Source organism: Gimibacter soli (assembly GCF_028463845.1).
Lineage (GTDB): Bacteria > Pseudomonadota > Alphaproteobacteria > Sphingomonadales > Kordiimonadaceae > Gimibacter > Gimibacter soli.
Genome location: NZ_CP116805.1, coordinates 1,406,895 through 1,433,377, shown reverse-complemented (window position 1 = coordinate 1,433,377; position 26,483 = coordinate 1,406,895). Strand labels below are relative to the sequence as shown.

25 protein-coding genes and 1 other RNA gene are annotated in these 26,483 nt (G+C 61.8%); 13 read left to right on the top strand and 13 right to left on the bottom strand.

All coding sequences use genetic code 11. The features are described from left to right. Positions 1 to 4 precede the first annotated feature (4 nt). The 5 genes from PH603_RS06690 to rnpB form a co-directional block, all read right to left on the bottom strand. Entirely contained in the window at positions 5 to 1,738 is a 1,734-nt protein-coding gene (locus PH603_RS06690; protein WP_289505257.1) for a peptidoglycan D,D-transpeptidase FtsI family protein, read from the bottom strand. Further along, on the bottom strand, positions 1,735 to 2,160 hold the full coding sequence (gene ftsL, locus PH603_RS06685) for a cell division protein FtsL (protein ID WP_289505255.1): 426 nt from the start codon (positions 2,158 to 2,160) through the stop codon (positions 1,735 to 1,737). Before ftsL ends, PH603_RS06690 begins: the two co-directional genes overlap by 4 nt. Positions 2,161 to 2,162: 2 nt before the next feature. Beyond that, positions 2,163 to 3,137, bottom strand: a complete 975-nt coding sequence (gene rsmH, locus PH603_RS06680; RefSeq protein ID WP_289505254.1) for a 16S rRNA (cytosine(1402)-N(4))-methyltransferase RsmH — start codon at positions 3,135 to 3,137, stop codon at positions 2,163 to 2,165. Next, entirely contained in the window at positions 3,134 to 3,547 is a 414-nt protein-coding gene (locus tag PH603_RS06675) for a division/cell wall cluster transcriptional repressor MraZ (RefSeq protein WP_289505253.1), read from the bottom strand. Before PH603_RS06675 ends, rsmH begins: the two co-directional genes overlap by 4 nt. Positions 3,548 to 3,920: 373 nt before the next feature. Further along, positions 3,921 to 4,307, bottom strand: an RNA gene (rnpB, locus tag PH603_RS06670) — RNase P RNA component class A. 132 nt (positions 4,308 to 4,439) lie between these two features. On the opposite strand from rnpB, the gene PH603_RS06665 reads away from it, so the two are divergent. Continuing rightward, entirely contained in the window at positions 4,440 to 4,664 is a 225-nt protein-coding gene (locus tag PH603_RS06665) for a hypothetical protein (protein ID WP_289505252.1), read from the top strand. A gap of 42 nt (positions 4,665 to 4,706) precedes the next feature. Here the strand turns inward: PH603_RS06665 and PH603_RS06660 are convergent, their stop codons facing one another. Then, positions 4,707 to 5,402: a TetR/AcrR family transcriptional regulator gene (locus PH603_RS06660; RefSeq protein ID WP_289505251.1), complete on the bottom strand. Its 696-nt coding sequence runs from the start codon at positions 5,400 to 5,402 to the stop codon at positions 4,707 to 4,709. A gap of 188 nt (positions 5,403 to 5,590) precedes the next feature. On the opposite strand from PH603_RS06660, the gene PH603_RS06655 reads away from it, so the two are divergent. Together PH603_RS06655 and PH603_RS06650 are read left to right on the top strand one after the other, a co-directional pair. Next, positions 5,591 to 6,751: an efflux RND transporter periplasmic adaptor subunit gene (locus PH603_RS06655; RefSeq protein ID WP_289505250.1), complete on the top strand. Its 1,161-nt coding sequence runs from the start codon at positions 5,591 to 5,593 to the stop codon at positions 6,749 to 6,751. A 15-nt stretch (positions 6,752 to 6,766) separates the two neighbouring features. After that, complete coding sequence (locus tag PH603_RS06650; RefSeq protein ID WP_289505249.1) at positions 6,767 to 9,940, top strand: efflux RND transporter permease subunit; 3,174 nt, start codon at positions 6,767 to 6,769, stop codon at positions 9,938 to 9,940. 10 nt (positions 9,941 to 9,950) lie between these two features. On the opposite strand, the gene PH603_RS06645 is transcribed toward PH603_RS06650, so the two are convergent. The 4 genes from PH603_RS06645 to PH603_RS06630 are packed head-to-tail and all read right to left on the bottom strand — an operon-like array spanning position 9,951 to position 13,565. Next, positions 9,951 to 11,165, bottom strand: coding sequence for a hypothetical protein (locus PH603_RS06645; protein WP_289505248.1), 1,215 nt, complete (start codon positions 11,163 to 11,165; stop codon positions 9,951 to 9,953). Then, positions 11,162 to 11,899, bottom strand: a complete 738-nt coding sequence (locus PH603_RS06640) for an N-acetylmuramoyl-L-alanine amidase (protein WP_289505247.1) — start codon at positions 11,897 to 11,899, stop codon at positions 11,162 to 11,164. Before PH603_RS06640 ends, PH603_RS06645 begins: the two co-directional genes overlap by 4 nt. A 7-nt stretch (positions 11,900 to 11,906) precedes the next feature. Continuing rightward, on the bottom strand, positions 11,907 to 12,809 hold the full coding sequence (locus PH603_RS06635; RefSeq protein WP_289505246.1) for a DMT family transporter: 903 nt from the start codon (positions 12,807 to 12,809) through the stop codon (positions 11,907 to 11,909). Beyond that, the gene (locus PH603_RS06630) at positions 12,810 to 13,565 is read right to left on the bottom strand and encodes a J domain-containing protein (RefSeq protein ID WP_289505245.1); all 756 of its coding nucleotides are present in this window, start codon (positions 13,563 to 13,565) and stop codon (positions 12,810 to 12,812) included. 212 nt (positions 13,566 to 13,777) lie between these two features. Between PH603_RS06630 and PH603_RS06625 the strand changes: the two genes are divergently transcribed. The 4 genes from PH603_RS06625 (at position 13,778) to PH603_RS06610 (ending at position 16,945) form a co-directional block, all read left to right on the top strand. Beyond that, positions 13,778 to 14,911 carry a beta-ketoacyl-ACP synthase III gene (locus PH603_RS06625; RefSeq protein ID WP_289505244.1) on the top strand — a complete coding sequence of 378 codons (1,134 nt, stop codon included), beginning with the start codon at positions 13,778 to 13,780 and terminating at the stop codon, positions 14,909 to 14,911. A gap of 31 nt (positions 14,912 to 14,942) precedes the next feature. Then, on the top strand, positions 14,943 to 16,073 hold the full coding sequence (locus tag PH603_RS06620; RefSeq protein ID WP_289505242.1) for a beta-ketoacyl-ACP synthase III: 1,131 nt from the start codon (positions 14,943 to 14,945) through the stop codon (positions 16,071 to 16,073). 93 nt (positions 16,074 to 16,166) lie between these two features. Further along, positions 16,167 to 16,553 (top strand): MAPEG family protein, encoded by a 387-nt coding sequence (locus tag PH603_RS06615; protein WP_289505241.1) that lies wholly within the window; start codon positions 16,167 to 16,169, stop codon positions 16,551 to 16,553. Positions 16,554 to 16,762: 209 nt separating this feature from the next. After that, on the top strand, positions 16,763 to 16,945 hold the full coding sequence (locus tag PH603_RS06610; RefSeq protein ID WP_289505240.1) for a hypothetical protein: 183 nt from the start codon (positions 16,763 to 16,765) through the stop codon (positions 16,943 to 16,945). 70 nt (positions 16,946 to 17,015) lie between these two features. Here PH603_RS06610 and PH603_RS06605 read toward each other — a convergent pair whose 3' ends face one another. Then, the gene (locus tag PH603_RS06605) at positions 17,016 to 17,384 is read right to left on the bottom strand and encodes an outer membrane protein assembly factor BamD (protein ID WP_289505239.1); all 369 of its coding nucleotides are present in this window, start codon (positions 17,382 to 17,384) and stop codon (positions 17,016 to 17,018) included. A gap of 380 nt (positions 17,385 to 17,764) precedes the next feature. Here PH603_RS06605 and PH603_RS06600 point away from each other — a divergent pair, with 380 nt between their 5' ends. The 5 genes from PH603_RS06600 (at position 17,765) to PH603_RS06580 (ending at position 23,501) form a co-directional block, all read left to right on the top strand. Then, complete coding sequence (locus PH603_RS06600) at positions 17,765 to 18,325, top strand: hypothetical protein (RefSeq protein WP_289505238.1); 561 nt, start codon at positions 17,765 to 17,767, stop codon at positions 18,323 to 18,325. Between the two features lie 123 nt (positions 18,326 to 18,448). Next, positions 18,449 to 19,090, top strand: coding sequence for a hypothetical protein (locus tag PH603_RS06595; RefSeq protein WP_289505237.1), 642 nt, complete (start codon positions 18,449 to 18,451; stop codon positions 19,088 to 19,090). 188 nt (positions 19,091 to 19,278) lie between these two features. Next, entirely contained in the window at positions 19,279 to 19,491 is a 213-nt protein-coding gene (locus PH603_RS06590; RefSeq protein ID WP_289505236.1) for a hypothetical protein, read from the top strand. 63 nt (positions 19,492 to 19,554) lie between these two features. Then, positions 19,555 to 23,151, top strand: coding sequence for a hydantoinase B/oxoprolinase family protein (locus tag PH603_RS06585; protein WP_289505235.1), 3,597 nt, complete (start codon positions 19,555 to 19,557; stop codon positions 23,149 to 23,151). Then, positions 23,148 to 23,501: an antibiotic biosynthesis monooxygenase family protein gene (locus tag PH603_RS06580; RefSeq protein ID WP_289505234.1), complete on the top strand. Its 354-nt coding sequence runs from the start codon at positions 23,148 to 23,150 to the stop codon at positions 23,499 to 23,501. The genes PH603_RS06585 and PH603_RS06580 overlap by 4 nt, the downstream gene beginning before the upstream one ends. Positions 23,502 to 23,539: 38 nt before the next feature. Here PH603_RS06580 and PH603_RS06575 read toward each other — a convergent pair whose 3' ends face one another. Both PH603_RS06575 and PH603_RS06570 read right to left on the bottom strand, forming a co-directional pair. After that, positions 23,540 to 24,490 (bottom strand): transporter, encoded by a 951-nt coding sequence (locus PH603_RS06575; protein WP_289505233.1) that lies wholly within the window; start codon positions 24,488 to 24,490, stop codon positions 23,540 to 23,542. A 66-nt stretch (positions 24,491 to 24,556) separates the two neighbouring features. Next, a complete protein-coding gene (locus tag PH603_RS06570; RefSeq protein ID WP_289505232.1) occupies positions 24,557 to 24,976 on the bottom strand; it encodes a hypothetical protein in 420 nt (139 codons plus the stop codon). Positions 24,977 to 25,146: 170 nt separating this feature from the next. On the opposite strand from PH603_RS06570, the gene PH603_RS06565 reads away from it, so the two are divergent. Continuing rightward, positions 25,147 to 26,481 carry a cytochrome P450 gene (locus PH603_RS06565; protein ID WP_289505231.1) on the top strand — a complete coding sequence of 445 codons (1,335 nt, stop codon included), beginning with the start codon at positions 25,147 to 25,149 and terminating at the stop codon, positions 26,479 to 26,481. Positions 26,482 to 26,483 lie beyond the last annotated feature (2 nt).

The window sequence follows — 26,483 nt, the reverse complement described above, 5'->3', positions numbered from 1 at the left end:
CCTTCTAATGGCCTTTTTTGTCGTTAATCTTCATCGCGACCTGCTGATACAGGCCTTCGTCTTCACCTTCCGGCGCCACACCCAGAAGCGGCGCCGTACGCAGAACCACGTTCCGGACCACCGGTGCCGCCGTCCAGCCGCCCGACGCGAAGCCGTAGGTCTCTTTCGTGCCCTTCGGCTCATCAAGAAGCGCGAAGACCACATAGTTCGGGTCATCCATCGGGAAGACCCCCATGAAGGAGGAGATCAGCGCCTTCCTGTTGTAGCGGCCATTGGCCGGCTTCTCGGCCGTGCCCGTCTTGCCACCCACCCGGTAACCCACCGCGTCAGCGCGGCCTGCCGTGCCCTTCTTGACGACCATGCGCAGAAGCACATTCATCGTATGGCTGGTTTTCTCGCTGATCACCTGTGTGGCGTTCTTGTAGCCATCAGAATCGGCGACGAGTGTGGCGGGAATGAGCCGCCCGCCGTTCACAATTGCGGCGGTGCCGACAGCCAGCTGCAGGGGGCTGACCGCGATGCCATGACCGTAGGAAATGGTCATGGTGGAAATCTTCTTCCACTGCTGGGGCGCCGGGTACATCGGCGCGCCGACCTCGGTCAGCTCCACAGTCGAGGGGCGGAGCATGCCGAGCTTTTCAAGGAAATCGCGCTGCCCGTCGGTGCCCACATCGAGCGCCATCTGGGCCGTGCCGATGTTGGACGAGAAAGCGAAGATTTCCGGCACCGTCAGATACCGGTTCTTCGGGTGGTCATCACGAATGCGGAAGCGGCCAACAACAAGCGGCTTGGTGGCGTCATAGCCATCTTCGAGCGTCGCAACGCCCTGATCCAGCGCCGAGGCGAAGGTGAAGGTCTTGAAGGTGGAGCCAAGCTCGTACACGCCCTGCGTCACCCGGTTGAAAAGCTGGTCTGCCGAAACGCCGCGAATGTCATTGGGATCATAGTCCGGCAGGGAAACGAGCGCCACCACTTCGCCGGTTTTCACATCGAATACAAGGCCCGCCGCCCCGATGGCGCTATGCACCCGGCGCGCGGTTTCCAACTCGTCGGCGAGCGCATACTGGACCCGCATGTCGATCGAAAGCTTCAGCGCGTCTTTCTGGCGGTCAGGATCGGCAAGGCGGTCCTCAAAGAAATGCTCGACGCCGCCAAGGCCGCGCCCGTCCACATCCACATAGCCCATGATGTGCGAAGCAAGCCGACCATGCGGATACACGCGCTCTTCTTCTTCTTCGAAGCGGAAGGCGGGATTGCCAAGCGCATTGACCTGCCACTTCTGGCGCGGCGTCAGCTTGCGGTGCAGCCAGACGAATTTCTTGCCCGACGCCAGCTTGCTTTCCACATCGGCGAGCGAGAGCTGCGGCAGGATTTTCACAAGATCATGCGCAGCGCCAGCGGCATCGCGGATTTGCGTGGCATCGGCAAAAAGCGAGGACGTGCGCAGGTTGGTCGCCATGATCTCGCCGTTGCGGTCGCGGATATCGGCGCGGCCCACTTTCACCGGCGGCACTTCCACCTGCCCCGCAAAGCTGCGCGGACGGGCGTTTTCACGCATGCCAAGCTCGACCGTGCGGCCGATCATCACCATGAAGCCCACCAGGAACAGCAGCATCACCGCGAAAAGGCGGCCCCGCGCCATATCCAGCTGGCTGCGCACCGGCTGTTCATCGCCCCGGCGTTTCGAAGGCACATAGCCCGAGCGGGTCGGGTCCATCACGAAGGCGGCCGCGTTCATCGCCCACCTCCGACAACCGTTTCGCTGATCACATCAAGGCCGCTCGTTTCCTCGCCGTGCGGCTGACCTTCACCCGTCGGGCGCTTCGGCAGCAGCTTGCGCTCAAGCATCACACCCGGGTCAGCCTCGGCGAACTCGCCCCGCGGTCGGAATGGGATGACGCGCGGATCGGTGATGATCTGGTCGGCCGACGGCGGCATCAGCGCGAGGAACCGTACCGAGCGCTCCTGCAATGATGCGGGGGACGTGAGGTAAGCCCATTCGGCCTCCAGCACGCGCAGCGCGTCGCGGTCGTCATGAATCTGGCGCGCAAGCGCATTCAGCTCGTCCTGCTTGGCCTGCACGGTCAGCTTCAACTGAAGGACGGCAGCACCGGAGGCGAGTGCGATGACGGCAGCAACGATATTGAAGGCGCGACGCATGGTCAGCCCCTCCCGCCGGCAAGCGCCGGAGCATCGGTGCGCACGGCAACGCGCAGCTTGGCAGAGCGCGCACGCGGGTTGCGGGCACATTCGGCATCGGTCGGTTTCACGGCGCTTTTCCGGTCAAGCCGGAAGGTCGGGGCGGGACCCTTCACGATGGCGCCCGGCAAGTGCCGGCTGCCGGAAGGTACCCGTCCCGAACGCTCCGCCATAAACTCCTTGACGATACGGTCTTCGAGCGAATGGAAAGTCACAACAACAAGGCGGCCACCTTCAGCCAGCAGCTTCTCGGCACCTTCAAGGCCGCGGGTCAGCTCGCCCAGTTCGTCATTCACATGGATGCGCAGCGCCTGGAAGGTCCGGGTCGCCGGGTGGGTCGCCTTCTTGCCGGGCCTCACGGGCGGGCGGCCGATGACGCGCTCCACAAGGTTCGCGAGTTCACTTGTGCGGGTAAAGGGCTTCTCGGCGCGGGCCGCCACGATGGCAGCCGCAATGCGGCGCGACATACGCTCTTCGCCGTATTGATAAATGATATCGGCCAGCTCGCCGGCCTCGTATGTATTGACGACATCGGCAGCGCTTTCGCCGGCTTTCGCCATGCGCATGTCAAGCGGACCATCCTCGCGGAAGGAAAAGCCGCGCTCGGCCTCATCCAGCTGGAACGACGACACGCCGATATCGAGGACGACGGCATCAGCACTGCCCTCGCCCGCCTCGCGGACAAGCGCGTCCATATCGCCGAAGCAGCCTTCAAGGATACGGAAACGGCCATCGAAGCCCGCACCGAATGCCTCGGCACGCTTCACGGCATCAGGGTCACGATCGATGCCATAGACCCGGCAATCGGCAGCTTCAAGGATCGCGCGGCTGTAGCCACCAGCGCCAAAGGTGCCATCAACAATCACGTCGCCGGCCTCGGGGGCAACGGCGACGACAACCTCATCCAGCATCACAGGGATATGGCCGAACGCGGTCATGACTGACCTCCCTTCGCAGGGCGCAGCTTGGGCGCGGCCTCGGCGGCCTTGACGAACTGGTCGGCCTGATAGGCCTCGAAGGCCTCGGGGCCCCAGATCTGGAATTTGCGGCCGATACCCACAAAGGTCGCGGTGTCGGTGATGCCTGCATGTTCCTTGAACTCGCCCGGCAGCATGACGCGCCCTTCGGGGTCGAAGGCGAGCTGCACGGCACCGGCAAGGATGGTGGCGGTCAGCGCCGCCTGATCGGGATTGAAGGGGCCGAATTCATCATAGAACTGGTCTGAAAGGCGCTCGAGGAACGCCATATCTGCCCCTTCGATGCAGGCAAGATTGAAGGGACGATAAAGCACGATGCCGGGGAAGGCACCGCCGGCGACGGCCGCACGGAAGGTCGCAGGAACGGACACACGTCCCTTCTTGTCGACCTTGTTCGTAAATGTGGACAGGAAAAACGCCATTGCCCGCCGCGCCCCGAAGCCTCATCGCACGTCGCCGCTGCAGACGGCTGATGACGCACGAGTCCCAAATCCCACATTTGGGTATTTATGGGATATCATGGGATGACATGGGCGTCAATGGAACCCCATGGGTTTTAGCCGTTTTTTTATGGGTTTCTCACCAAGCACCAGAAACGCAAAAAGCCGCAGAATTCTGCGGCTTTCGACATGGTCTTTATGTTTGTTTACGGTATGTTCTTGCCCGCCCAAGCAGGCCCATTCATGGGATACCATGGGAAAGGTGCCACATATGCGGCCACCAAATGGGAATCGATGAAAAAATAGTGGCAGATGGCCTGTAAGCCGGGTTCTGTTCCGCGCTTGCGCGCTTCGATGACCATTCCTCTAGGCGCGCCGTTGCCGACACGCTCAAGCAACCGACCCGGACGGTGGCGCAGAAACCCGCCTGTCCCTCGAGGGGACAACCATCCCTATTGGTCTTGCTCCCGGTGGGGTTTACCATGCCGCCCCTGTCACCAGGGGCGCGGTGCGCTCTTACCGCACCCTTTCACCCTTGCCCTGCTGGAGCCGAAGCCCCGCCGCCGGGCGGTCTGCTCTCTGTGGCACTTTCCCTGAGGTCGCCCTCGCCGGCCGTTAGCCGGCACCGTGTTTCCGTGGAGCCCGGACTTTCCTCCCCCGCTTGCGCGGCGGCGGTCATCCGGCCATCTGCCGCGCGCAATGAACCAGAGTGGCGCCCCGCCGTCAAGAAAAGGCGTGAAACCGGAAAGCGGTTGATTGCCCCCGAAGTTTGCGGCAAAGTCCGGCCCGGCGATGCATCGCCAGAACCTAACGAGGACTTTCCATGAAATATCTGCTGATCGCCCCTGCCCTGTTCATGCTCGCCGGTTGCGGCATTTTTGACAGCAAGGGCGACGAGATCGTCTTCGACACGCGCCTCGGGCCGCAAACCGAAGCGCAGGCCAAATCCCTGCCGGGTGACCTGCGCGGCGACACCGACAATGCCTCGCATTCGCCGTCGCCCGTTGTCGGCCAAAGCCTCACCAGCCGCGACGGCGGCGAAGACTGATCTTCCACGTTTTCAGGATTGAAGGCTGAACCGCCGCGAGCCTCAGGCCTTGCGGCGGCGATAGACCATCAGCCAGCCCATCAGCACTTCATCAACATGCTTGTGCAGGGCTTTCTCGTCGACACTGTCAATCAGGCCGATCGAGCGCTTGAAATGCAGGTCACCTTTCAGGAGCGCCAGCAGGTTCAAGGCTGCGGTTTCCACATTCTCGATAACCAGTTCGCCGCGGTCGACCCAGGACTGCAGGAAATCCATCAGATTCTGACACATTTCCTCCGGCCCCGAACGCCAGAACAGGTCGGCAAGCGCCGGCCCCTTGTTGGCGGCGGAAACGAGCAGGCGGTAAACCGCAATCGCATCCTCGCTCACCAGCAGTTCGGCATAGGAATGACAAACGGCGGAAAGCTCTTCTTCCATCGTATGCTCTTGCAGCTTCGACAGCGTGATCGAAGGCGCATATTCCGCGATCTTCGAATGCACGGCCTCGGAGAAAAGCTGCTCCTTGCTTGAGAAGTGGCTGTAGACGGTCTGTTTGGAAACACCCGCGTGGCGGGCGACCTCGTCCATGCTGGTGCCATCGAAGCCGTTCTCGAGGAACAGGGCAACAGCCGCATCCAGAATGGCGACATTCTTTTCAAGGCAACGCGGACGGCCCCGCGTGGGCTTTGCTGCCCGCAACTCTTCCGGATCATGATCGCAGGGTTCGTCTTCGCGAACCAATCTCTTCAACTCGGTCACTTGTGTCCCTCTTCGCGGCCTTGAAAACTAGGCATTTCCCTATCGTAACCGATGGGAGACGCTTCTGCCAATGGGGAAAGATTATTTTCTGGACTGACTAGTCCAATTTTGGTATTCATTGCACCATCGTTATAAAAACAGAGGCGGGCCGATTTGGCCAGCCCATATACGCCAGCAGGATTGAGGAAATGAGACAGCTCCCCGCGCTCACCCGCCGCCGTGTCGCATTCATGGCAGCCGGGCTTGGCATCACCGCCCTTCTCGCCGTTCGACTGATCGCCGCCGCTCCTGATGAAGAGCAGGCAAAAGCAGGGCTTTCGCGCGTTCTTCCCGTAAATGTGGCCGAAGTTTCCATCGAAGATCATTATATGGCCCGCCGCAGCTTTACCGGCCGCGTCGTCGCCGGGCGTCTGTCGGCGCTGGCGTTCGAACAGGGCGGCACGCTCGCCTCTGTGGCCGTCGATCTGGGGGACCGGGTGAAAAAAGGCGATGTGATTGCGCGACTCGACGCGGCCCGCCTTCAGGCAAGCCTTGCCCAGCTGAAGGCCGAACGGGCGGAAGCGAACGCCTCGCTCAATCTGGCCAATGTCACGCTGGCGCGGACCGAAGATATGTTCAAGAACGGCCATGTGTCGGCCCAGCGGCTGGATGAAGCGCAGGCGAACCATGCCACGGTCATTGCCCGCCTTGCCCGTGTGGATGCCGCCATCCGCGCCATGGAAGTCGATCTTGCCAAGGCGACGCTGAAGGCACCGTTCGATGCCACCGTCACCGCACGCTATCTGGATGAAGGCGTGATTGTCGGCCCCGGCGCACCGGTGGTGGAACTGACCGAAAACGGCCGCATCGAAGCTCATATCGGCATGCCGCAGAACCATGCCGAAGCGATTGCGGGCGGTGCGCCCTATCAGCTGTTTGACGGCTCCCGTCACGAGATCAAGGGCGGCACAGTGCGCGGGCTTGTGCCCGTCATCACCGGCCAGACCCGCACCATGCTTGTTACCTTCGACCTGCCCGAGGGCAGCGCTGCCCGCGGCGAGCTCGTTAACGCCGTGATCGAGGATCGCCGCGCCGGCACCGGCACCTGGCTGCCGCTGCGCGCCATCACCGCAGACGTCCGCGGCCTGTGGCGTGTCTTCAAGATTGTGGACGGCGCTGCCGGCACCGAAGCCCGGATCGAGAATGTGCAAGTGCTGTACACCAACGGCGACCGCGTGTTCGTGACAGGCTCCATCTCGAACGGCGACAAGATCATTGCCGACGGCACAGAGCGCCTTGCCCCCGGCCAGCGCGTGGCTGCCGTGGATAGCACCACCCAGTCGGCAAGCGCCGCCGAACCCCGCAGTTAACGGGAGGGCACAGTCATGCGCGGCTCTCTCTACAATCACCCCCGGCTGGTGTGGCTGATCCTTCTGGTGATCGTGATCGCCGGTTTCAACGCCTATACCCACATGCCCCGCCTTGAAGACCCGCACATGCAAAGCCGGGTCGTTCAGGTGACAACCTTCTATCCCGGCGCCGATACGGAACGGGTGGAGGCCGAGGTCACCGAAAAGCTGGAGCGCAAGATTTTCGAAATCCCCGAGGTGAAGGAGGTGAAATCCGTCACCCGCGCCGGGATCAGCTTCATCAGCATTGAGCTTGAAGACCGGGTCGAAGACGCCAAGCCCATCACCCAGCGCCTGAAAGACAAGGTGGCTGAAGTGACGGACCTGCCAGCAGGCGTCACAGCCCCCGATTTCTCGGACACCCGCATCTATGCCCACTCGGCCATTCTGGCGCTGACATGGCACAGCGACACGCCGGTCAATTACGCCATCCTTGGCCGCCACGCGCGGGAGATCGAACGCAAGCTCCGTAACCTTGAAGGCACCGACTTTGTGGACGTTCTCGGCCTGCCGAACGAGGAAATCCGCGTATCGTTCGACCCCAAGGCCCTTGCCGCCCACGGCTTGACGGTGGCGCAGGTCGCCGCCCGCGTTGCCGGGTCTGACGCCAAGGGCGCTGCCGGCATCGTCAGCAGCGATACCAACCGCATGGTTGTGCAGGTATCGGGCGCCATCGACAATATCGCGCGGCTCGCCCGCGTATCGCTCGGACAGGATGAAAAAGGCGCTGCCGTGCGCCTAGGCGATATCGCCCGCATCGAGCGCACCTTTGAAAACCCGGCAAGCACGGTTGCCATCAACGAAGGCTCGTACGGCGTTGTGGTGGCCGCCCGCATGTTTGAAGACAGCCGCATTGACCGCTGGTCGGATGCCGTTGGCCGCATGATGGCGGAATCCGAAGAAACGCTGCCCGCTTCGATCAAGCTGGAGCGCATCTTCGACCAGCGCCTGTATGCCGATGACCGCCTGAACGGCCTGATGGCAAACCTTGCCGAAGGTGCCTTTGTGGTGCTGGCTGTGCTTCTGGTGTCGCTTGGCTGGCGGGCCTCGCTTGTGTCCGCTTCCATCCTGCCACTCACGCTGCTCGCCGCCCTTGCCATCGTCAATATCATGGGGCTGCGGATCGAGCAGGTGCTTGTCACCGGCATGATCGTGGCGCTTGGCATAATGGTCGACAACGCCATTGTGATCACCGACGAGATCCAGCATCTGCGCCTGATGGGCGTGCGCCGCTCCACCGCCGTTGGCATCACGGTGCGGAAACTGTGGCTGCCGCTTGCAGGCTCCACCGCCACCACCATCATCGCCTTCATGCCGCTCATTCTGATGCCGGGCAACGCGGGTGATTTTCTGGTAGGGATCCCTGCCGCCGTGATCGCTTCGCTGATTGCGTCCTATGTCATCGGCTTCACCATCATTTCGGCCGTTGCCGGCCGTGTGGTCGAAGGCCGCGACCCGAATGCGGACATGAGCGCAAAGCCCGAACGCGTCTGGTGGCGCGACGGGGTGGAAGGCCGCTGGCTTTCGTCCCGCTTTGAAAAGTCGCTGCGCTGGTCGGTGAAACGTCCGATCCTGTCGGCCTCGCTTGCCATGCTTATCCCCATGCTCGGTTTCGTGGCAGCTACACAGGTAGAAAGCCAGTTCTTCCCGATCAGCGACCGCAACCAGTTCCGCCTGCAGTTGCAGATGCCAGGGCAGGTCTCGATCGAGGAAACCGAAGCGGCAGCCCGCAAGCTTGATGCCTTCGTGCGCCAGTATGAAGGCGTGGAAAGCCTGCACTGGTACATCGGCGTGCGCCCCGGCAAATTCTATTACAGCGTGATCGCCTCGAACGACGGCGTGGTCAGCATCGCCGAAGCCATGGTCACATTGGATGATTATGACCGGCTGGCCGAGATCATGCCGCGCCTGCAGCGTGAAGCCCCGGCCCTGCTGCCCGAGGCGGTCGTGCAGGTGCGCGAGCTGGAAACCGGCCCGCCGATCCAGGCCCCCATCGAGGTGCGTGTGATTGGCCCCGATCTCGCCGTGCTGCAGGAATATGGTGACAAGGTCCGCGAGATTGTCAGCCGCCTGCCGAAAGTCACCCACACCTCCGCCACGCTCAAAGGCTCGCTGCCGCTTGTCGAGATCGACGCCCGCGAGGATGACGTGCTGGTTGCCGGCCTGACGCTTTCGGATGTTGAAAGCCAGATGGCCGCCCTCACCGGCGGTGTGATCGCCACCCATATCATCGAGGAAACCCAGCAGGTGCCCGTGCGCCTGATCGTGGACCGCGGGGCGCGCACCGATATCAACTCGGTTGCCGACATGGGCCTCATCGGCACCATGCCGCAAAACACGGCGGACGGCTTCCGCGAGGACCTGCCGGTTTCGGCGGTTGCCAATGTGCGGCTGAATTCGAAGGTTGGTGTTATTGCCCACCATGACGGCGAACGGATCAATGAGATTCAGGGCTTCCTCGAGTTCAACACGATCCCCGATATCGCCTTCAACGCCCTGAAGGAAGAACTGACCGCGCATCCCTTGCAGATGCCGCCGGGCTACCGGCTGGAGTTTGGCGGCGAAAGCGAAGAACGCGGCGAGGCACTCGGGCAGCTGTTCGCAACCGTCGGCCTTCTTGTCATCCTGATGGTGCTGACCATCGTGCTGACCTTCAACAGCTTCCGCCTTGCCCTCGTCACTTTCCTTGCCGCCGTGCAGGCAGCGGGCCTCGGCTTCTTCTCGCTGTGGTTCTTCGGTTATCCGCTCACCTTCGTGGTGATCATCGGCCTGATGGGCCTTGTCGGCCTCGCGATCAACGCGGCCATCGTGATCCTGTCAGAGCTGCGCAACATGCCCGCTGCCCGTGACGGCGACGGCGAGGCTGTGGTGCACGGAGTGATGAAAACGGGCCGCCACATCATCTCGACGACGCTGACGACGGTTGGCGGTTTCATGCCGCTGATCCTCGATGGCGGGGCCTTCTGGCCGCCGTTTGCCGTCGCGATCGTGGGCGGGACATTCCTGTCGATGATCGTGAGCTTCTATTTCGCCCCGGCCGCCTTCCTCGTACTCGCCCGGATGCGGCCCTATGCAGCCATCAGCATCGGCAACGATGGCAGCGGCCACACCCCCGTGCCCGAAGGCGCGGAGGCGGAAGCCAAAAGCTGAGACTTAATAGTCAGAGCATTGGAGCGAGAAGCGCGAGGCCAAGGGCCTGACTGTCGTCATCCTCGATCCGTTTAACCAGTGCTTCGGCGGGCGCCTTGTGCCCGCCGGCGACCAGACCGTCCAGCAGCGTGAGGCGCATCTGGTCGCGGTCATAAGCGCCGTCGATTTCATCGATATCATCAAGAACGGCATTGACCGACCCCATGAGCCGGTTCTCGCCCTGCGGCAGGCGTGTGGCAACGGCGGCCAGATAGCCCGCTTGCCCTGCCCCCTCATCGAAGCCTTCAAGCCGCTTGAATGCCGTATCGACATGGCCATTGGCAGCTTCCACGGGGCCGAGCGCCATATCGATATCAGCACGGTCCTCGCGGGAGCGCACCCGCCCGCCATGCATCAGGGCAAGATCGTAGGCCGCACTGATAAGGCTTTCGTCGGCACCTGCCGTGACAAGCGCTTTCAGCGCCTGCGCCGAGGCCTCGGCCCGGTCATTGATCCCGAACACGGCCTGGAAAGTTTCGCCGGCTTCCACCATCAGTGCGTCGCGCGTGCCGGTATCGCCAAGCTTGTCATTGAGCGCAGCAAGCGCCACAAGGCCGCGATACTGTTCCTTCGGGTCATCAAGGCTGCCGACAAAGGCGATGGCTTCACTCATGCGGTCAGCAAGCAGCGCTTCCTTCGGCAGGATGAGCATCAGGTCGATCATCTTCCAGCGCCCGCGCGCCGGGTTCGCCAGTTTTGAAAGCGCCACCTTGATGTCGCCGTAGGCGCCACGATGCCCGGCCTCATCAGCGAGGGCCAGATAGACCTGATCGCGGATCGTCTCGATCGTCAGTTCTTCGGTCAGCGCCAGTGCGCTCGCCATATCGCCGGCCCGCACCATCAGGGGGGCAATCGTCTTGATCATGCCTTGCGTGACAAGCGACAGCTGCACCGAGCGTGCCTCTTCCATCGCCAGCATCAGGGTCTGTTGCGCCTGTTCCTGCTGCCCGGCGGCGATCAGCGAGCGTGCCACGCCGATCAGCACCCGGGCGCGGTCGATCCCCAGTTCCTCGGCAATCACTGTCTTGAGCGCTGCATCAATGGCGCAATCTGCGGTCAGCGCTTCAAGACAGGCAACCGTTTCGGCGTTCGGTGCGTGATCCGACGTCACCCCCAGCTGGGGTGCAGCCTGCGCGGCGGCCCCGAAGGCAGAAAGGGCAAGAACAGCGAGGGCAGTAGGTTTCATGAAGCCTCCTTCAGGCGGATAATCTGGTCACGGACGCTGGCAATGGCGGCAGCCGTGCCCCGGTCGATCTGACCTGTCACCGCGCCGCGCCGCCAGTGGCGCTGGAAAGCGGCCACAATGTCCGCCCCTTTACCATAGGGATCGTTTGCGTCAATTCTGTAGCCGATCTCGGCCAGATGGTGCCAGCACGCGGCGAGTTGATCGGCAGGCGCGTCGCCTGTGTCGGCGAGGACAGCATCTTCCACCGCCGGCATGACGCCGAATCCGGCTGCAGCCAGCCGCTCCCACGGGAAAAGCTCGCCGGGATCGGTTTTCCTGTCCGGCGCCACATCGCTGTGGCCGATATAAAGGTCACGCCGGATCGCACGTCGCCCCGCGATATCGGCAAGCAGAGCCAGAAGCGCCGCGATCTGCGCCTCGGGGAATGCTCGATAGCCGAACTCGTGCCCCGGATTGACGATCTCGATCCCGATGGAATGGTGGTTCAATGCCTCGCGTCCCTGCCAGTGGGACACGCCGGCGTGCCACGCACGGTCGGCCTCATCCACCAGTTGGAAAATACGGCCGTCTTCCTCAACCAGATAATGGGCGGACACCGAAGCCGAGGGATCAACGAGCCGGGCCAGTGCCGCCTCGCCTGTTTCCATGCCGGTATAATGCAGGATCACCATATCGGGCGTGATACCGCCCGCCCGGGCATCGCGGTTCGGTGATGGATGGGAAATCGCCTGCATGGGCGCCCTATTCCCCACTCGTCCGTGCCTGCACGATTGTGTCTGCCAGAGCGCGGTTTCGCCGCGCGTTCCTGAGTGTGACGATCAACACGCCGGCAAGTGTGAGGGCACCGCCCAGCAGCACCCGCCATGTCAGGCTTTCGCCGAGCACAATGACACCAGCCCCGATGGCGAAAAATGGGGTGAGGAGGAAATAAGGCGACAGGACCGACACCTCGTACCGCCGCAGCAGATAGTTCACACCACCATGGCCGACGATAGACGAGAAGACTGCGGCATAAAGGACTGCTGCCCATGCCTGCCAGTGGGCGTTCTGAACGGCCTCTACCTGCCCCGTTTCCATGAACGCCGACAGCAACAGCGAGCCAATGATTGCACTGATGGCGATCCATGCCTGCGTTGTGAACGCATTCACATCGCGCAACTGCCGCATGAGGATGGTACCGGTTGCATAAAGGAAAGACGAAAAGACGATCCAGGCCACCGCATCCAGATAGTTGAGCACTGCAGGATCAAGCCCCAGCACCAACACCCCGGAAAAGCTCATGGAAAGACCGAGGATACGCCGCCAGCCGACCTTTTCCTTCAGCCAGACAATGGCGAGAAGGGTCGAGAAAGGCGTGGAAAGCTGGGTCGCGATGGCAACCGCGCTGATATCCTCGGCGAGCGACATGCCAATGAAAACAGCGCCGAAATGCATGAAACCGAGAACGGTCGCGAGCGTGATCAGCGCTTTCATCCGCCCTGGCACCAACCGCAGGAAGGGGAACAGGAACAGAAGCACAATAAAGAAGCGCGCAGCATTGGCCACAAGCGGCGGCAGATCGGCAACTGCCCACTTCACCGCCAGAAAATTAAGGCCCCATACGAGATTGATACCGATCAGCAGGATGAAGTCCCGTGGCGTCATTCAGACGGCTCCCCGTTCGCGCACCTTGCGGCGCGCTGCCATGATTTCATCGTAGGCGGCATTGATCTCCGCCGACCGCCGCGTTGCCACCGCGATTAGGTCCGCCGGCACACCTTCCGCCATCAGGCGGTCGGGGTGGGTTTCAAGCACCAGTCGCCGGTAGCGCGCCTTCAGCGTCGCATCATCCGTCATCGGTGTCACCCCGAGGATCGTATAAGGGCTTTCCGGATCAGGTCCGATATGCCTGAGGATCATCGTTTCGATCTCGTCGGGCGAGAAGCCGAAAATATCGGCAACGGTGCGGATGAAGGCAAGCTCCGCCGGGTGCACCTCGCCGTCCGCCTTGGCGATGAAGAACAGCGCCTCCAGAAGATCGGTCAGTACCGGTCGGTTGCCCTGCATCAGGTAGGCGATCTGCTGGGCATAGGCCTCGAACCCTGCCGTATGCTGGCGGGCGAGATCATAGACCCGGCCCACATTGCGCATCTCGGCGGGCGGTACCTTGAATACTTTCTTGAAGGCATCCACCTCGGCGCGGGTCACGACGCCGTCCGCCTTCGCCATTTTGGCGGCAAGCGCGATCACACCGATGGTGAAGGTCACCTCCCGCGTGTGGCGTGCTGTACGGGCGGTTGCGGGGGTGCGTTCGATCCCCACGTCGACCGCTGCGCCGACCGCAAGGCCGACAAGCGCGCCAAGCGGCCCGCCAAGGGCAAGCCCGGCCGCACCACCGATGATTTTTCCCCAGATGGACATGCCTTTCCCCTAGCATGCCCGCTCGGCGTCAGCCACTCGAAAGTCAGTGTTTAGAAGGCACTAGGCGAAAACTTGAGGAAAGTTGATGGCAAAAGCCGATTGTTCGGTTTCCCCGCCCGATAAAAGGCAGTATAGCTTGGCGCGTTTGTGACAAATATGTCAGTGGGACGGACGGAAACCGCCCGCCTAGCTTGTCCGGAGAAAGCGAAGATATGGTTGATGTAGTCATCACGGGCACCGGTCTCCACGTACCGGCTGCCGCAATCACCAACGAAGAACTGGTTGCGGCCTTCAATGCCCACGTCGATCAGTATAATGCCGAGCACGCAGCCGATATCGACGCTGGCCTGACCCCCGCGAAGCAATATTCCTCCGCCGAATTCATCGAAAAAGCCTCGGGCATCAAGAAGCGCCATCTGGTGGAAGTCGGTGGCGTGATGGATCTCGACCGTCTGCTGTCGCGCTGCCCTGAAGGCGCGCACGGCACCACTGAAGAACCCGCCCTGCAGGCCAGGATGGCGCTTGATGCCGCCAAGCAGGCCATCGCACAGGCCGGCCTTCAACCCGGCGATATCGACCAGATCATCTGCGGCACCGCGCTCCTGCAGCGCTCCTTCCCGGCAATCGCCGTTGAAGTGCAGCACCATCTGGGCATCGAGGGCGGCTCGGCCTATGACATGGTCATGGGCTGCTCCAGCGCGACCTACGCCCTGATCGCCGCCGTCAATTCGATCAAATCGGGTGCCGCCAAGCGCGTCCTGATGATCAACCCGGAGATTTTCTCCACCCTTGTGAATTACCGCGACCGCGACAGCCACTTCATCTTCGGCGATATCGCCACGGCTGTTGTGCTCGAACGCGCCGATCTCGCCGAAGGCCGCGACCACTGGAAAGTGCTGAACACCCGGTCTTTCACCCAGTATTCCAACAATATCCGGTCGAACTATGGCCCCTTCACGCGGCTTGATGACGGCTCGATGATGCGCAAGGACATGTTCTTCGTTCAGGAAGGCCGCAAGGTCTTCAAGGAACTCTTGCCCATCGTCACCGACTTCATCTCGAAGCAACTGGCCGACAATGGCCTCACGGTTTCCGATCTCGCCCGCATGTGGCTGCACCAGGCCAACATCAACATGAATATGTATGCCGCGAAGAAGCTTCTGGGCCGCGAGCCCGAGCCGAACGAGGCCCCGACCGTGCTCGATGAATATGGCAACACGGCAGGCGCCGGTTCGGTTGTCGCCTTCCACAAGCACCGGGCCGACCTGCCGAAAGGCGCCAAGGGCATCATCTGCTCGTTCGGCGCCGGCTATTCGATCGGCAGCCTGATCGTAGAACGCGGCTGACGCGGCAAAACCTGACGGGGAGGCAAGGTTTATGACCGGTATCGTGATCAGCGGCACGGGTGTTTACACCCCGCCGCATTCCATCAGCAACGAAACGCTTGTGGAAAGCTATAACGCCTGGGCAACCGCCTGGAACGATGACCACAAGGCGGAAATCGAGGCAGGCACCATCGACGCCATGCAGATGTCTTCCGTGGAATTCATCGAAAAGGCATCGGGCATCAAGAACCGCTTCATGATGGACGGCAAGGGCCCGACGGACCCGACGCGCATGTATCCGAACCTTTCGGAACTGGCGCCCGAAGGCCCGATGGGCACGCCTGTGCAGGTGCAGATGGCGCTGGCGGCGGCTGAAAAGGCACTCGCAGAAGCCAACCTCAAAGGCGAAGATATCGATCTGGTGATCCTGTCGTCCTCGATCTGGGAACGCTTCGTGCCCTCGATGGCGACCGAACTGCAGAAGATCCTTGGTGCCAAGGGCTTTGCCTTCGATATGGCCATGGCCTGCTCCAGCGCCACCTTCGGCATGTCGACAGCGGTTGATGCCGTGCAAAGCGGCATGGCCAACAAGGCGCTGGTGGTGACGGCGGAATATATCACGCCCGCGATGAACTATACCGACCGCGACAGCCACTTCATCTTCGGCGACGCCGCCGTTGCCATCGTGATCGAACGCGAGGCCGAGACGAAATCGACCAGCGCCTTCCGCATCCACGACCGCAAGCTTTTCACCGAATATTCCACGAATATCGCCGCCGGTTTCGGCACCCGTACGCTGATCGAGCGCGACAAGATCAGCCATCCTGACCAGCGCTTCATCCAGCAGGGCCGTGTCGTCTTCAAGGAACTGCTGCCGAAGGTGATCGACCATGTGAATGCCCAGCTTGCCGCGAAGGGCTACAAGGTCGAGGATTTCAAGCGCTTCTGGCTGCATCAGGCGAACATCAACATGAATATGTTCGCGACCCGCAAGTTGCTGGGTGAAGACCCGACACAGGACAAGGCCCCGATTGTGTTGGATGAATATGCCAACACGGCGGGCGCCGGCTGCATCATCGCCTTTGATAAATACAAGGACGATTTCAAGCCGGGCGAGTTCGGTCTCCTCTGTTCGTTCGGCGCAAGCTATTCGATCGGCTCCTTCATTCTCGAGCGGATCTGAGGCTCCATTCCTCCCTGAAAAGAGCCGCTGGCATATATGGCCGGCGGTCGCTATCCTCTGTCACACCAAGTGACATTTTCTGGGGAGGAAACAATGTCCGTTGAACTGACGATGCTTCTTTACAGCACGATCCTTTTCTTCGTGCTGATCATGATTCCGGCCGGCGAGGCCATCCTGAAGAATGGCGGCGCCGTACAGGCCGGCCCGCGCGACAACATGCCGGAGCCCTCGGTCTTCAACAAGCGCGCCACGCGCCTGCGCAACAACATGATGGAAAACATGGTGATGTTCGCGCCGCTCGTGCTGATCGCGCATGCGGCGGGCGTCTCGACCGATGCGACAATTCTCGGCGCCCAGCTCTTCTTCTATGCCCGCGTGGTGCATGCGGTGCTCTATCTTTTCCCGGTACCGTGGGTGCGCCCGCTCGCCTGGGCCGTGTCGGTCGTCGGGCTTTTCAAGATCGCCCTCGCCCTGCTCTGAATTTACGGCCAGAATAACGCAAAACGCCGGGCAATCTTGCCCGGCGTTTTTATTCAACCACATGATTTTAAACAACATATATACGGACGACTTTGGAATTTCCTAAATTTTTAGGCACATCTTCACACCCACATTTTTTGCAGGTAGAACCGGCTCATCAGGCACCGAATGTAGCGTATAGTTTTCGAGTTCAAGGGAGCTAATAGACAATGGCCGCGATCAAAGCGATTGTCTCGGGTGTCCATAGTCAGCTGGCCTCCAAGGTCGGCGCGATGAACAAGGATCATGGCAACGATATCGTGATGGATAAGGGTGGCAAGCCTCGCAACGCCGCCCAGATCGTTTCCCCTGCCGGTGGCGGCAAGGGATTGAAGATCGATATCAAGGTCTGAAGCCAAACCCGAAAAGAAAGGGGCGTGACCCAGCCGGTCACGCCCCTTCTTTATTGCCGCCGCTTCAGGCTCAGTTGGTGGACAGCTGAGCCAAGGCAAACTTGGCGATGTTTTTCACGCGGCGCGGCTTGCCGTTCAGGAGCACGGCATAGGGATTTTCGTCGCCGTTGATGATTTCCTGATACAGCGCCACCGCCTTGTCGGTGCGGCCCGTCTGGGCATAGACCGAAGCGAGGTTCAGTTTGGCAAAGACGGATTCGCCGTTGCCCATCAGGTCTTCTTCTGCGCTCGACCAGTCACCGGATTTCATCGCTTCAGCCGCGAAGGTCTTGCCCTCTTCATTCGGCATTGCGGCAACCGGTTGTGCCATTGCTGACGATGCGCCGAACAGAACGGCGAAGGAACCGATGGCCAGCGCTTTCTTGAGTTGTTTTTCCATGTCACTACCCCTTCCACTTGTTACTTGATCACGAGATTCGCTTGATTGTGCCCGAGATCGCTTCGAAACGCCTTTTGAAACTCTCATGGTCGCTTCGACGCTTGGTATGGCTCCATTATCGGCCAGCGGGCGACCGATGCAATGCGTCATAATTCAGATTTTCCGCAGAAGTCTGCCGCTTTTCTGAATGTTACACCCCGACCCGAGCATTTCTGCCGGTTCCCGAATCGATTACATGGCGATGACTGTTTTATGAATTTTTTATGACATAGGCCATTTTTCGCCCCTCAATGTGAAATTGGCGTGACAGAGGCCCCTTTGTCACATTCCTGTAACTGAACATCTTTACGTGCGTCGACATGCGCACGACTCATTTGAACATGCCCCGCCGTCACGGCCTTGCCCCCCGCACCCTTCTGCAGGCGGCTTTGTATTTTGGCCTCACGCTGCCTGCAGCTGCCGGCATGCCGGGTGATTTCAGCACGCCCGATATGGCAAGCGCCGAAAGCTTCGGCCCGACGCTTGAACTGGCAGCAACGGACGCGCGCGTCACGGCACTGCGCTTCATCCGCGAGACGGAATTGAACCGCAATCTCTCGCTGCTGATCCTGAACGACGTGAAAACGACCCCCGAAGTCGCGGCGCTTGTCGAGCGCTATGGCTTTGAAGCTGCCAAAACGATTGTCGTCCGCCTCATCCGCGATGCCCAGGGCACCTATGGTGCCGCATGGGACGAAGTGATGGCCGACCTTTACCAGCAGCATTTCACCGCCGGTGAACTGGCTTCGCTGGTATCGGACCACGAAGCATCGCCGCACTTTTCGCGCCTGATGAACCTGCAGGCCGATCTTGGCGCCGGTGCCCGCCAGAAGGGCTCGACCGTGATTGCCGCCGCCCGCGCCCGCGTGCTGGGTGAAGTAGCTGCCCTCACCCGCAGCTAGGCAAACTCGATACAATTTTATCCAAAGCTTTGCTTTATTTTGCCCATGGCGTAATGATCGCCTGATCGGGTTGGATTTCCACCGCGTGGGTCGCGCCGGAAGTCCCTTAAACAGGGTGACATCATGCCTGCAGTGAACAGCTATGCCGGTTTTTCATCGGCGCAACTGGCCAGCGAAGCGCGCGCACAAGCGGACGCTCGCAAAGCCGCCGTTCTGGCCCGCCGCGAAGGTGCCGCGAACCGGCTGACTGGCGGCGGCGCACAGGAGGCGCAGCAGTCGGCACAGGCCTCGCAAACCGCCCCCGCGACCAAAACGAATGCAAGCGCCACGGTCTCGCAGCCGACGGAACAATCGAAGTCGGAAGAGAAGCAGGGCCTGCGCTCGGCCGAAGAACGCTTCGCCGAGAAGCTTTCTGCCCGTCAGACTGCCCGCAGTGGCACCCCCGCAACGCAAGCAGCACCTGCCGCGAATGCTGCCCCGGCAGCCTCGCAGGCGCAACCCGCTGCCAAAACGTCCGAGCCGGCTGAAACCTCAAGTGCGTCGGCACCTGCTGCCACGACGACGACCAAGAAGGCAACCACTGCCGAAGGCCGCCTCGCCGAGAAACTCGCCGCCCGTCAGGCTTCGCGTGAAACGACCGCAAGCGACGAGCGCGACAGCCGCAGCGCGGCCGCTGACCGTGTCGCGGAGCGCCGCTCCAGCGCAGCTAACCGCCTGTCGGCCACGGCACCTGGCACCGGCGAAAAGCTCGACATCAGCGTCTGAGCCCCATCCGGCCAGCTTGAGACCTGAAAAGACGCCCCGAGAGGCGTCTTTTTCATATCTGAAGCACCTTTATGGCCACCTAGATGGCCATAAAGGCTTCCCAACATGGTTAATTTGACGCAGAATCACCTGATCGGGCTCTGAAAGGCATGCCGGGAGCGCGTGTCGGCCCGCTCAGGGGGAACAGAATGACGTCCGTTAGCAAAGGGGGCGGCCTGTCGGCGGAGAATCTTGCCCAACAGGCCCGGATCAGGGAAAAGGCACGCGAAAGTGCCGCACAGGATAATGCCCGCAAGCATAATGCCGATGCCGAGCGTATCGCCGCAGATCGCCGCGCCGATAACGCCCGCCGATCCGCCAAGGCGCAAGGCGTGGGCCGCAAGGTTGATATAAAGGCCTGACATAAAACCGATACTGCGATTGTGCGCTGGCGTCCGGCCATAGGCTGGCTTAGGGTAGCGCGCATGAGTGCAGATGATGGCAAATGGCAATTCTGGATCGACCGGGGCGGCACCTTCACCGATGTGATCGCACGCAACCCCGAAGGCATCCTTTCCGCACACAAATATCTGTCCGAAAGCCCCGGCCGCTACCGTGACGCCGCTGTCTATGCGATGCGGCAGATCATGGGCGTTGAGGCCAAGGCCCCCTTTCCTGCCGAGCGCGTGACCACCATCCGCATGGGCACCACGGTGGCCACCAACGCACTCCTTGAACGCAAGGGCTGCCGCACCGCCCTTCTCATCACGCGCGGCATGGCGGATGCCTTGCTGATTGGCCAGCAACACCGCGAAGATCTTTTCGCCCTGAAGCCAGGTCGGGCTGTCCCGCCCTATGACCTTGTCATCGAGGCGGACGAGCGGATCGATGCGCACGGCCATATCATCACCGAGCTGGATGCCGTGGAAGTGCGCCATGCGCTGGCCGAAGCGCGGCGCCATGGCTTCACCAGCCTCGCCATCGTCTTCATGCATGGCTACCGCTTCCCGGCGCACGAGGCGCTCGCCGCTGCCATCGCCGTTGACGAGGGCTTCACCCATGTGTCGGTGAGCCACAAGGTCAGCCCGCTGATGAAGTTGATCCCGCGCGGGGCCACCAGTGTTGTGGATGCCTATCTTTCCCCCGTGCTGGCGCAGTATGTGGGTCGGCTGGAAGATGACGTGAACGGCGCACCGCTTTTCTTCATGCAGTCGAACGGCGGCTTGACTCGCGCCGACACGTTCAACGGCAAGGATGCCGTGCTTTCAGGCCCAGCAGGCGGCGTTGTCGCCATGGCGGAAATGGGCCGCCGGGCGGGCAAGGAACGCCTGATCGGCTTCGATATGGGCGGCACATCTACCGATGTGACCCATTATCGCGGCGTCTATGAGCGCTGCGTGGACGCCACCCTTGCCGGTATCCCGGTCAGTGTGCCCATGCTGTCGATTGAAACAGTGGCGGCGGGTGGCGGTTCGGTCTGCCGGTTCGAGGACGGTCGCTTCCAGGTCGGCCCGGAATCGGCGGGCGCCTACCCCGGCCCCGCGAGCTATGGTTTCGATGGCCCCGCCACAGTCACCGACTGCAACGTGGTGCTGGGAAAACTGCAGCCCGATCTTTTCCCTGCCGTTTTCGGCCCGCATGGCAACGCGCCCCTTGATGTGGCTGCAGCCCGTGAACGTTTCACCGCGATTGCCGACAGGATCGAAACAGAGACCGGCAAACGCATGGAAATCGAGGCCATCGCCGAAGGCTTCCTTGATGTGGCGGTGGAACACATGGGCCGCGCGATCCGCCGCATTTCGGTGGCCCGCGGGCACGATGTGACGGGCTACAGCCTCCTTACCTTTGGCGGCGCCGGCGGGCAGCATGCCTGCCTCCTCGCCGCGTCGCTCCATATGGATAGCGTGGTGATCCCGCCCTTTGCCGGGGTCCTTTCCGCACTCGGCATGGGTCTCGCCGATCTCAAGGCCCTGCGCACCGCCGCCGTCGAAGCACCGATTGAGGCTGAAGCCGACCTCGCCGATATCGTAGAGGACCTGAAAGAAACGGTCACCGACACGCTTGTCGCGCAGGGTGTCCCGCGCGCTGACGTTGCGCTGCGGATCGACGCGCGGCTCAAATACAAGGGATCGGACACGACCCTGCCCATCGCCTTCGGCAGTGCCGGTGAAATGCGCGCCGCCTTCGGCGCTGCCCACGCCGAGGCCTATGGCTTCACGGAAGATGACAGGCCGATCCTTGTGGAAGCGGTCGAGGTCGAGGCCTCGGGCGGCGGCTATGAGGGCACGCTTGAAGCGGCCATGGGGAGTGCGGCCAAGGCGCACGAGCCTCGCCAGATCTATATGGCCGGCAAGCATCGCACCGTGCCGGTGATCGACCGCCGCAGCATCGTGCCCGGCACGCCGCTTGATGGCCCGGCCATCATCCTTGAAAACGGCAGCACCACCGTGCTGGAGCCCGGCTGGCGGGCCGAGCGGACGGATGACGACCAGCTTCTGCTAACCCGGACAGCCGCCACCACACGGCGTGGCGTTTCGCTTCAGGAAGCTGACCCCGTGCTGCTTGAGGTCTTCAACAATCTGTTCATGTCGGTTGCCGAGGATATGGGCGGCGTGCTGGCCCGCACCGCGCACTCGGTGAATATCAAGGAACGGCTCGATTTCTCCTGCGCCGTATTCGATGCAGACGGCGAACTCATCGCCAACGCCCCGCACATGCCGGTGCATCTTGGCAGCATGGGTGCCAGCGTGAAGGCCGTGATCGCCGCCAATGGCACCACCATGCGGCAGGGCGACGCCTTCATGACGAACGATCCCTATCATGGCGGCACCCACCTGCCGGATATCACGGTCGTCACGCCCGTCTGGCTGAACCCGGACGAACCGCCGCGTTTCTATGTGGCCTCGCGCGGGCACCATGCCGATATCGGCGGTATCACGCCCGGCTCGATGCCGCCGAACTCGACCAGCATCACGGAAGAGGGCATCGCTTTTGCGAGCACAGCCCTTGTGGAGGGCGGCAAGTTCCGTGAAGCCACGATCCGCAAACTGCTGGCGGCCGGCCCGCACCCTGCCCGCAATCCGGACCAGAATATCGCCGACCTCAAGGCCCAGATCGCTGCCAACCGGCGCGGCATCGATGGCGTCCTCCGGCTCGTTGGCGAGTTCGGCGCACCGGTCGTTGACGCCTATATGCAGCATGTGCAGGACAATGCCGAAGGAGCCGTGCGCCGCGCCATCGAACGGCTGACGGACGGCGACGTCAGCTACCCGATGGACTGCGGCATCACCATCAAGGTGAAAGTGCGGGTGGACCGCGCCGCGCGCGGCGTGACGGTCGATTTCACAGGTACAAGCGGCCTCAGCACCACCAACTTCAACGCACCCCTGGCCGTTACCCGTGCTGCTGTCCTTTATGTCTTCCGCCTGCTTGCCGGCAGCGATATCCCGCTGAATGCCGGCTGCATGAAGCCAATCAAACTGATCGTGCCCGCCGGCTGCTGCCTGAACCCAGAGCCGCCCGCCGCTGTCGTGGCCGGCAATGTGGAAACGAGCCAGGCGGTGACGAACGCGCTTCTGATGGCAACGGGTGTGATGGCAGCCAGCCAAGGCACCATGAACAACCTGACCTTCGGCAACGCCCGCCACCAATATTATGAAACCATCGGCGGCGGCACCGGTGCAGGCGCGACATTCGACGGCGCCGACGCCATTCAGTCGCACATGACCAACAGCCGTTTGACCGACCCCGAAGTGCTGGAATGGCGCTATCCGGTGCGGGTCGAACATTTTGGCGTGCGGCGCGGCTCCGGCGGCGCCGGGCTGCACCATGGCGGCAACGGCATCGTTCGCGAGATCCGCTTCCTTAAAGCGATGGATGTATCGATTCTCTCGGGCCACCGCCGAATCGCCCCACCCGGCCTTATGGGCGGCGAGCCCGGCATGGTCGGCCATACCCATATCCTTCGTGCAAGTGGCGCGATTGATGAGCTTGGCGCTACTGGCAGCGCCAGCGTCGAACCCGACGACCGCATCAGGGTCGAAACCCCCGGCGGCGGCGGTTATGGAGAGAAAGAAGAATGAGCAGTCACGGCAGCCCCCTCGCCCGCACCCCTGAACCACCCTATTACGCAGTGATTTTCTCGAACATCCGCAACGATGCCGAACCCGATGCCTACGCCCAGACCGCCGAAGCGATGGTCACACTGGCGGCGCAGCAGGATGGCTATCTGGGCGTTGAAAGCGTGCGGGATGCCGAGGGCGTCGGCATCACCGTCAGCTACTGGCGGGACGAAGCCGCCATCAAGGCCTGGAAGAAGAACGCCGACCACCGCGCCGCGCAGGCCGCCGGCCAGAAGCGCTGGTACCGGGCTTACATCACCCGTGTGGCAAAGGTGGAGCGCACCTACGCCGTCGGCCTTGACGACATCTGAGGCAAAAGGCGCCGGACAGCCCCGGCGCCTTCTTTGTTTTACCAGGCGAGCTGCCAGCCAAGCGTCAGTGACGTATCGGGCTTCAAAGGCCGCCAGCCGCGATCGCCACCAACCGGCAGGCCGACCTCGACCGCGAAGCGGTTACCCTTGAGCGCGCCCGAGCGGATCACATAATTGAAGCCGCCAAGAAGCGTCGTCTGGGTCGAAGTTTCACCGCCCATTGCCATGGCCGACTTCAGCGGCTTGTCCCACGCCTGCGCGACACGGACGGAAGCGCTGAGATTGTCGACAAGCGTATAGGATGCCCATGCCGTCGCCTTATACTGGTCGCCGGTCTTTTCACCGTGATCGTTGTGATCAAGATAGAGGTCAGCGGCCGCCTGCAGGCCGAGCGACCAGCCCTCGCCAAACCGCACATAGGTGGCCGCCGGCGTGAAGGCATAAGAGCCCGTGCCCGGCTGCAGGCTGGCCATCAGCCGGGTGCCTGCATCGCTTTCCAAACCGTTCTTGCCGGTCGGCAGCGTGATACCCGCCTTCAGGAGGAAGCGGTTTTCCTTGTCGGCAATGATCGGGAACAGCGCATTGAGCTTGAGGTCGCCAATGCCTTTCGCCGACATTTCGCTTTCCATCGTGCCGCCCATCATGCCGCCCATGGGCATCGCCATCGTCATGTCGCGGTCGGCCCACGAAAGGCCGGCAGTAAGGGTGACCCAGTCGGTAGGGGCAAACATCATCCCCGCCATCACCATGGTACCAGACATTTTCTGGGCGCCTGTTGCCATCTCGGGATCATCCATCGACATCAGCATCAGGCGGGCCGAGGCCATCCATTCGCCCTTGCGGTGGAAATGGTCGGCCATCACGCCGATCGGCGCATGATCGTCCACGCGGGCGGTATAGCCTTCCCCCTCATGGGCGGAGGCAGCGTTTGAAAACAGCACGGGGGCGGCGGCCAGCATCAGGGCCGCGCCGGATTTGGTCAAAGTCATGATATGTCTTTCTTTCAAAGGAATAGGCCCGGCTGCAGGTAGCGCCGGGTCGAACAGGTCGAAGTCTCAGAAAGAAAGGGGCGGGTCCCGCGCTGAGCGGGCAGCCGGGGCAATACCGACAAGATGCCGCATCGCTGCCGGCAACACGGGCAAGCCGGCATAAATCCGGGGCAAGGAAAGGATCGGCGTGACGAGGGCGGCTGCATTCGCACCGGCACAGTCCGGGCAGGCGCCCTTGCCGTCCGTTTCGCTGTCCGAAAAATTGCAATAGGCGAGCGACGAGGGAAGCTGGACCCGTTCGCCGTCAACCACATAGGACAAGGCCGCCGGACGACCACCGAGAGGCTGATTGTCACCAGCCATCACGCTGGCGCCGACGATTCCCTGCCAGACGACAAGCATCGCCACCGCAAGGACCGGCATCCGGGCATGCAGAAGGCGCATCAGCTTGGCCGCATGGCGCATTTGGGAATAGAAGGCGTACATAATGGTGCGTCTAGCGCGGCACCTGCGCCCTTGCAAGTTTCCTGAAAGCGGCACATCGTCACACCCCGAAGGGCCGCGTAAAAGAATTGACAGGCTCGCAGGCTCGCCTACACTCATTTACTGGACTTTATAGTCCAAGAAGGCCGGTCTGACATGCAAGGGAGGGCATTATGACAGCGCGCCAAGCCAGACTTGAAGATATTCCGGGGGATAGCGGCCTGCCGATCCTTGGCCACACGCTTGAGCTTCTGAGGGACTCGGAAGCTTACGGCAAGCGGATGCGCCAGCAATATGGTTCCGTTTACCGCTCGAACGCCTTTTTCCATGATCAGGTGAATATGCTGAGCCCCGAGGCGAACGAGTTCGTCCTCATGGACAAGGGCCGCAATTTCTCAAGCGAGGGAGGCTGGAACAATTATCTGGTCCGCCTGTTCCCGCGCGGCCTGATGCTGATGGATTTCGATGAACACAAGGCCCACCGCCACATCATGGCTGCCGCCTTCAAGACCGGACCGATGCAAGGCTATATGGACCGGCTGAATGACGAGATTCCAAAGCGCATCGCGCGCTGGGGCGAGATGGAGCACTTCGCCTTCTATCCCGCGATCAAGCAGCTGACGCTTGATATGGCCTCGGCCGTTTTCCTCGGCATCGATCCCGATAGCGAAGACAACAAGAAAATCTTCCAGGCGCTGACTGATATGGTGCTGGCCGCCGTTGCTGTCGTGCGCGTGCCGATCCCCGGCACCCAGATGGCAAAAGGCGTAAAGGGCCGCAAGTTCATCGTAGACTATCTGCGCGGTCTTATCCCTGAACGGCGCGGCCGCGAAGGCACCGACATGTTCACCCAGCTGGTCAATGCGAAAGACGAAAACGGCAATGCCTTCACCGATCAGGAAGTGATCGACCATATGATCTTCATGTGGCTCGCCGCCCATGACACGATCACCTCGTCCGTCACCACACTTGTCTATGAAATCGGTCGTCATACCGACTGGCAGGACAAGCTGCGCGAGGAAATCGCCACGATGGGCCTGAATGAAGGCCGGCTGCCCTATGAGCGGATGGGTGAACTGACGCTCACCGAATATGCCTTCAAGGAAGCCCTGCGCATGAACCCGCCGGTGCCCGCAATGCCCCGCAAGACGGTGCGCGATGTGGAGTTTGCCGGCTACACGATCCCGAAGGGCACCACGATCGGCATCAGTGCGGTTTACACGCACCGGAGCGAGGAATTGTGGCCGGAACCCGGGAAGTTCGATCCGCTGCGCTTCACACCCGAAAACAGCAAGGGCCGGCACAAATATGCCTGGATCCCGTTCGGGGGCGGCGCGCACATGTGCCTCGGGCTGCATTTTGCTTATATGCAGGCCAAGGTGATCATGACCCACCTGTTGCCCCACTGGCGCATCACGCTGCCCGAAGGCTACCAGACAAAATTCCAGATCCTGCCGCTGATCAAACCTGTCGACGGCTTGCCCATAACCCTCGAGCCGCTGGACTGAGT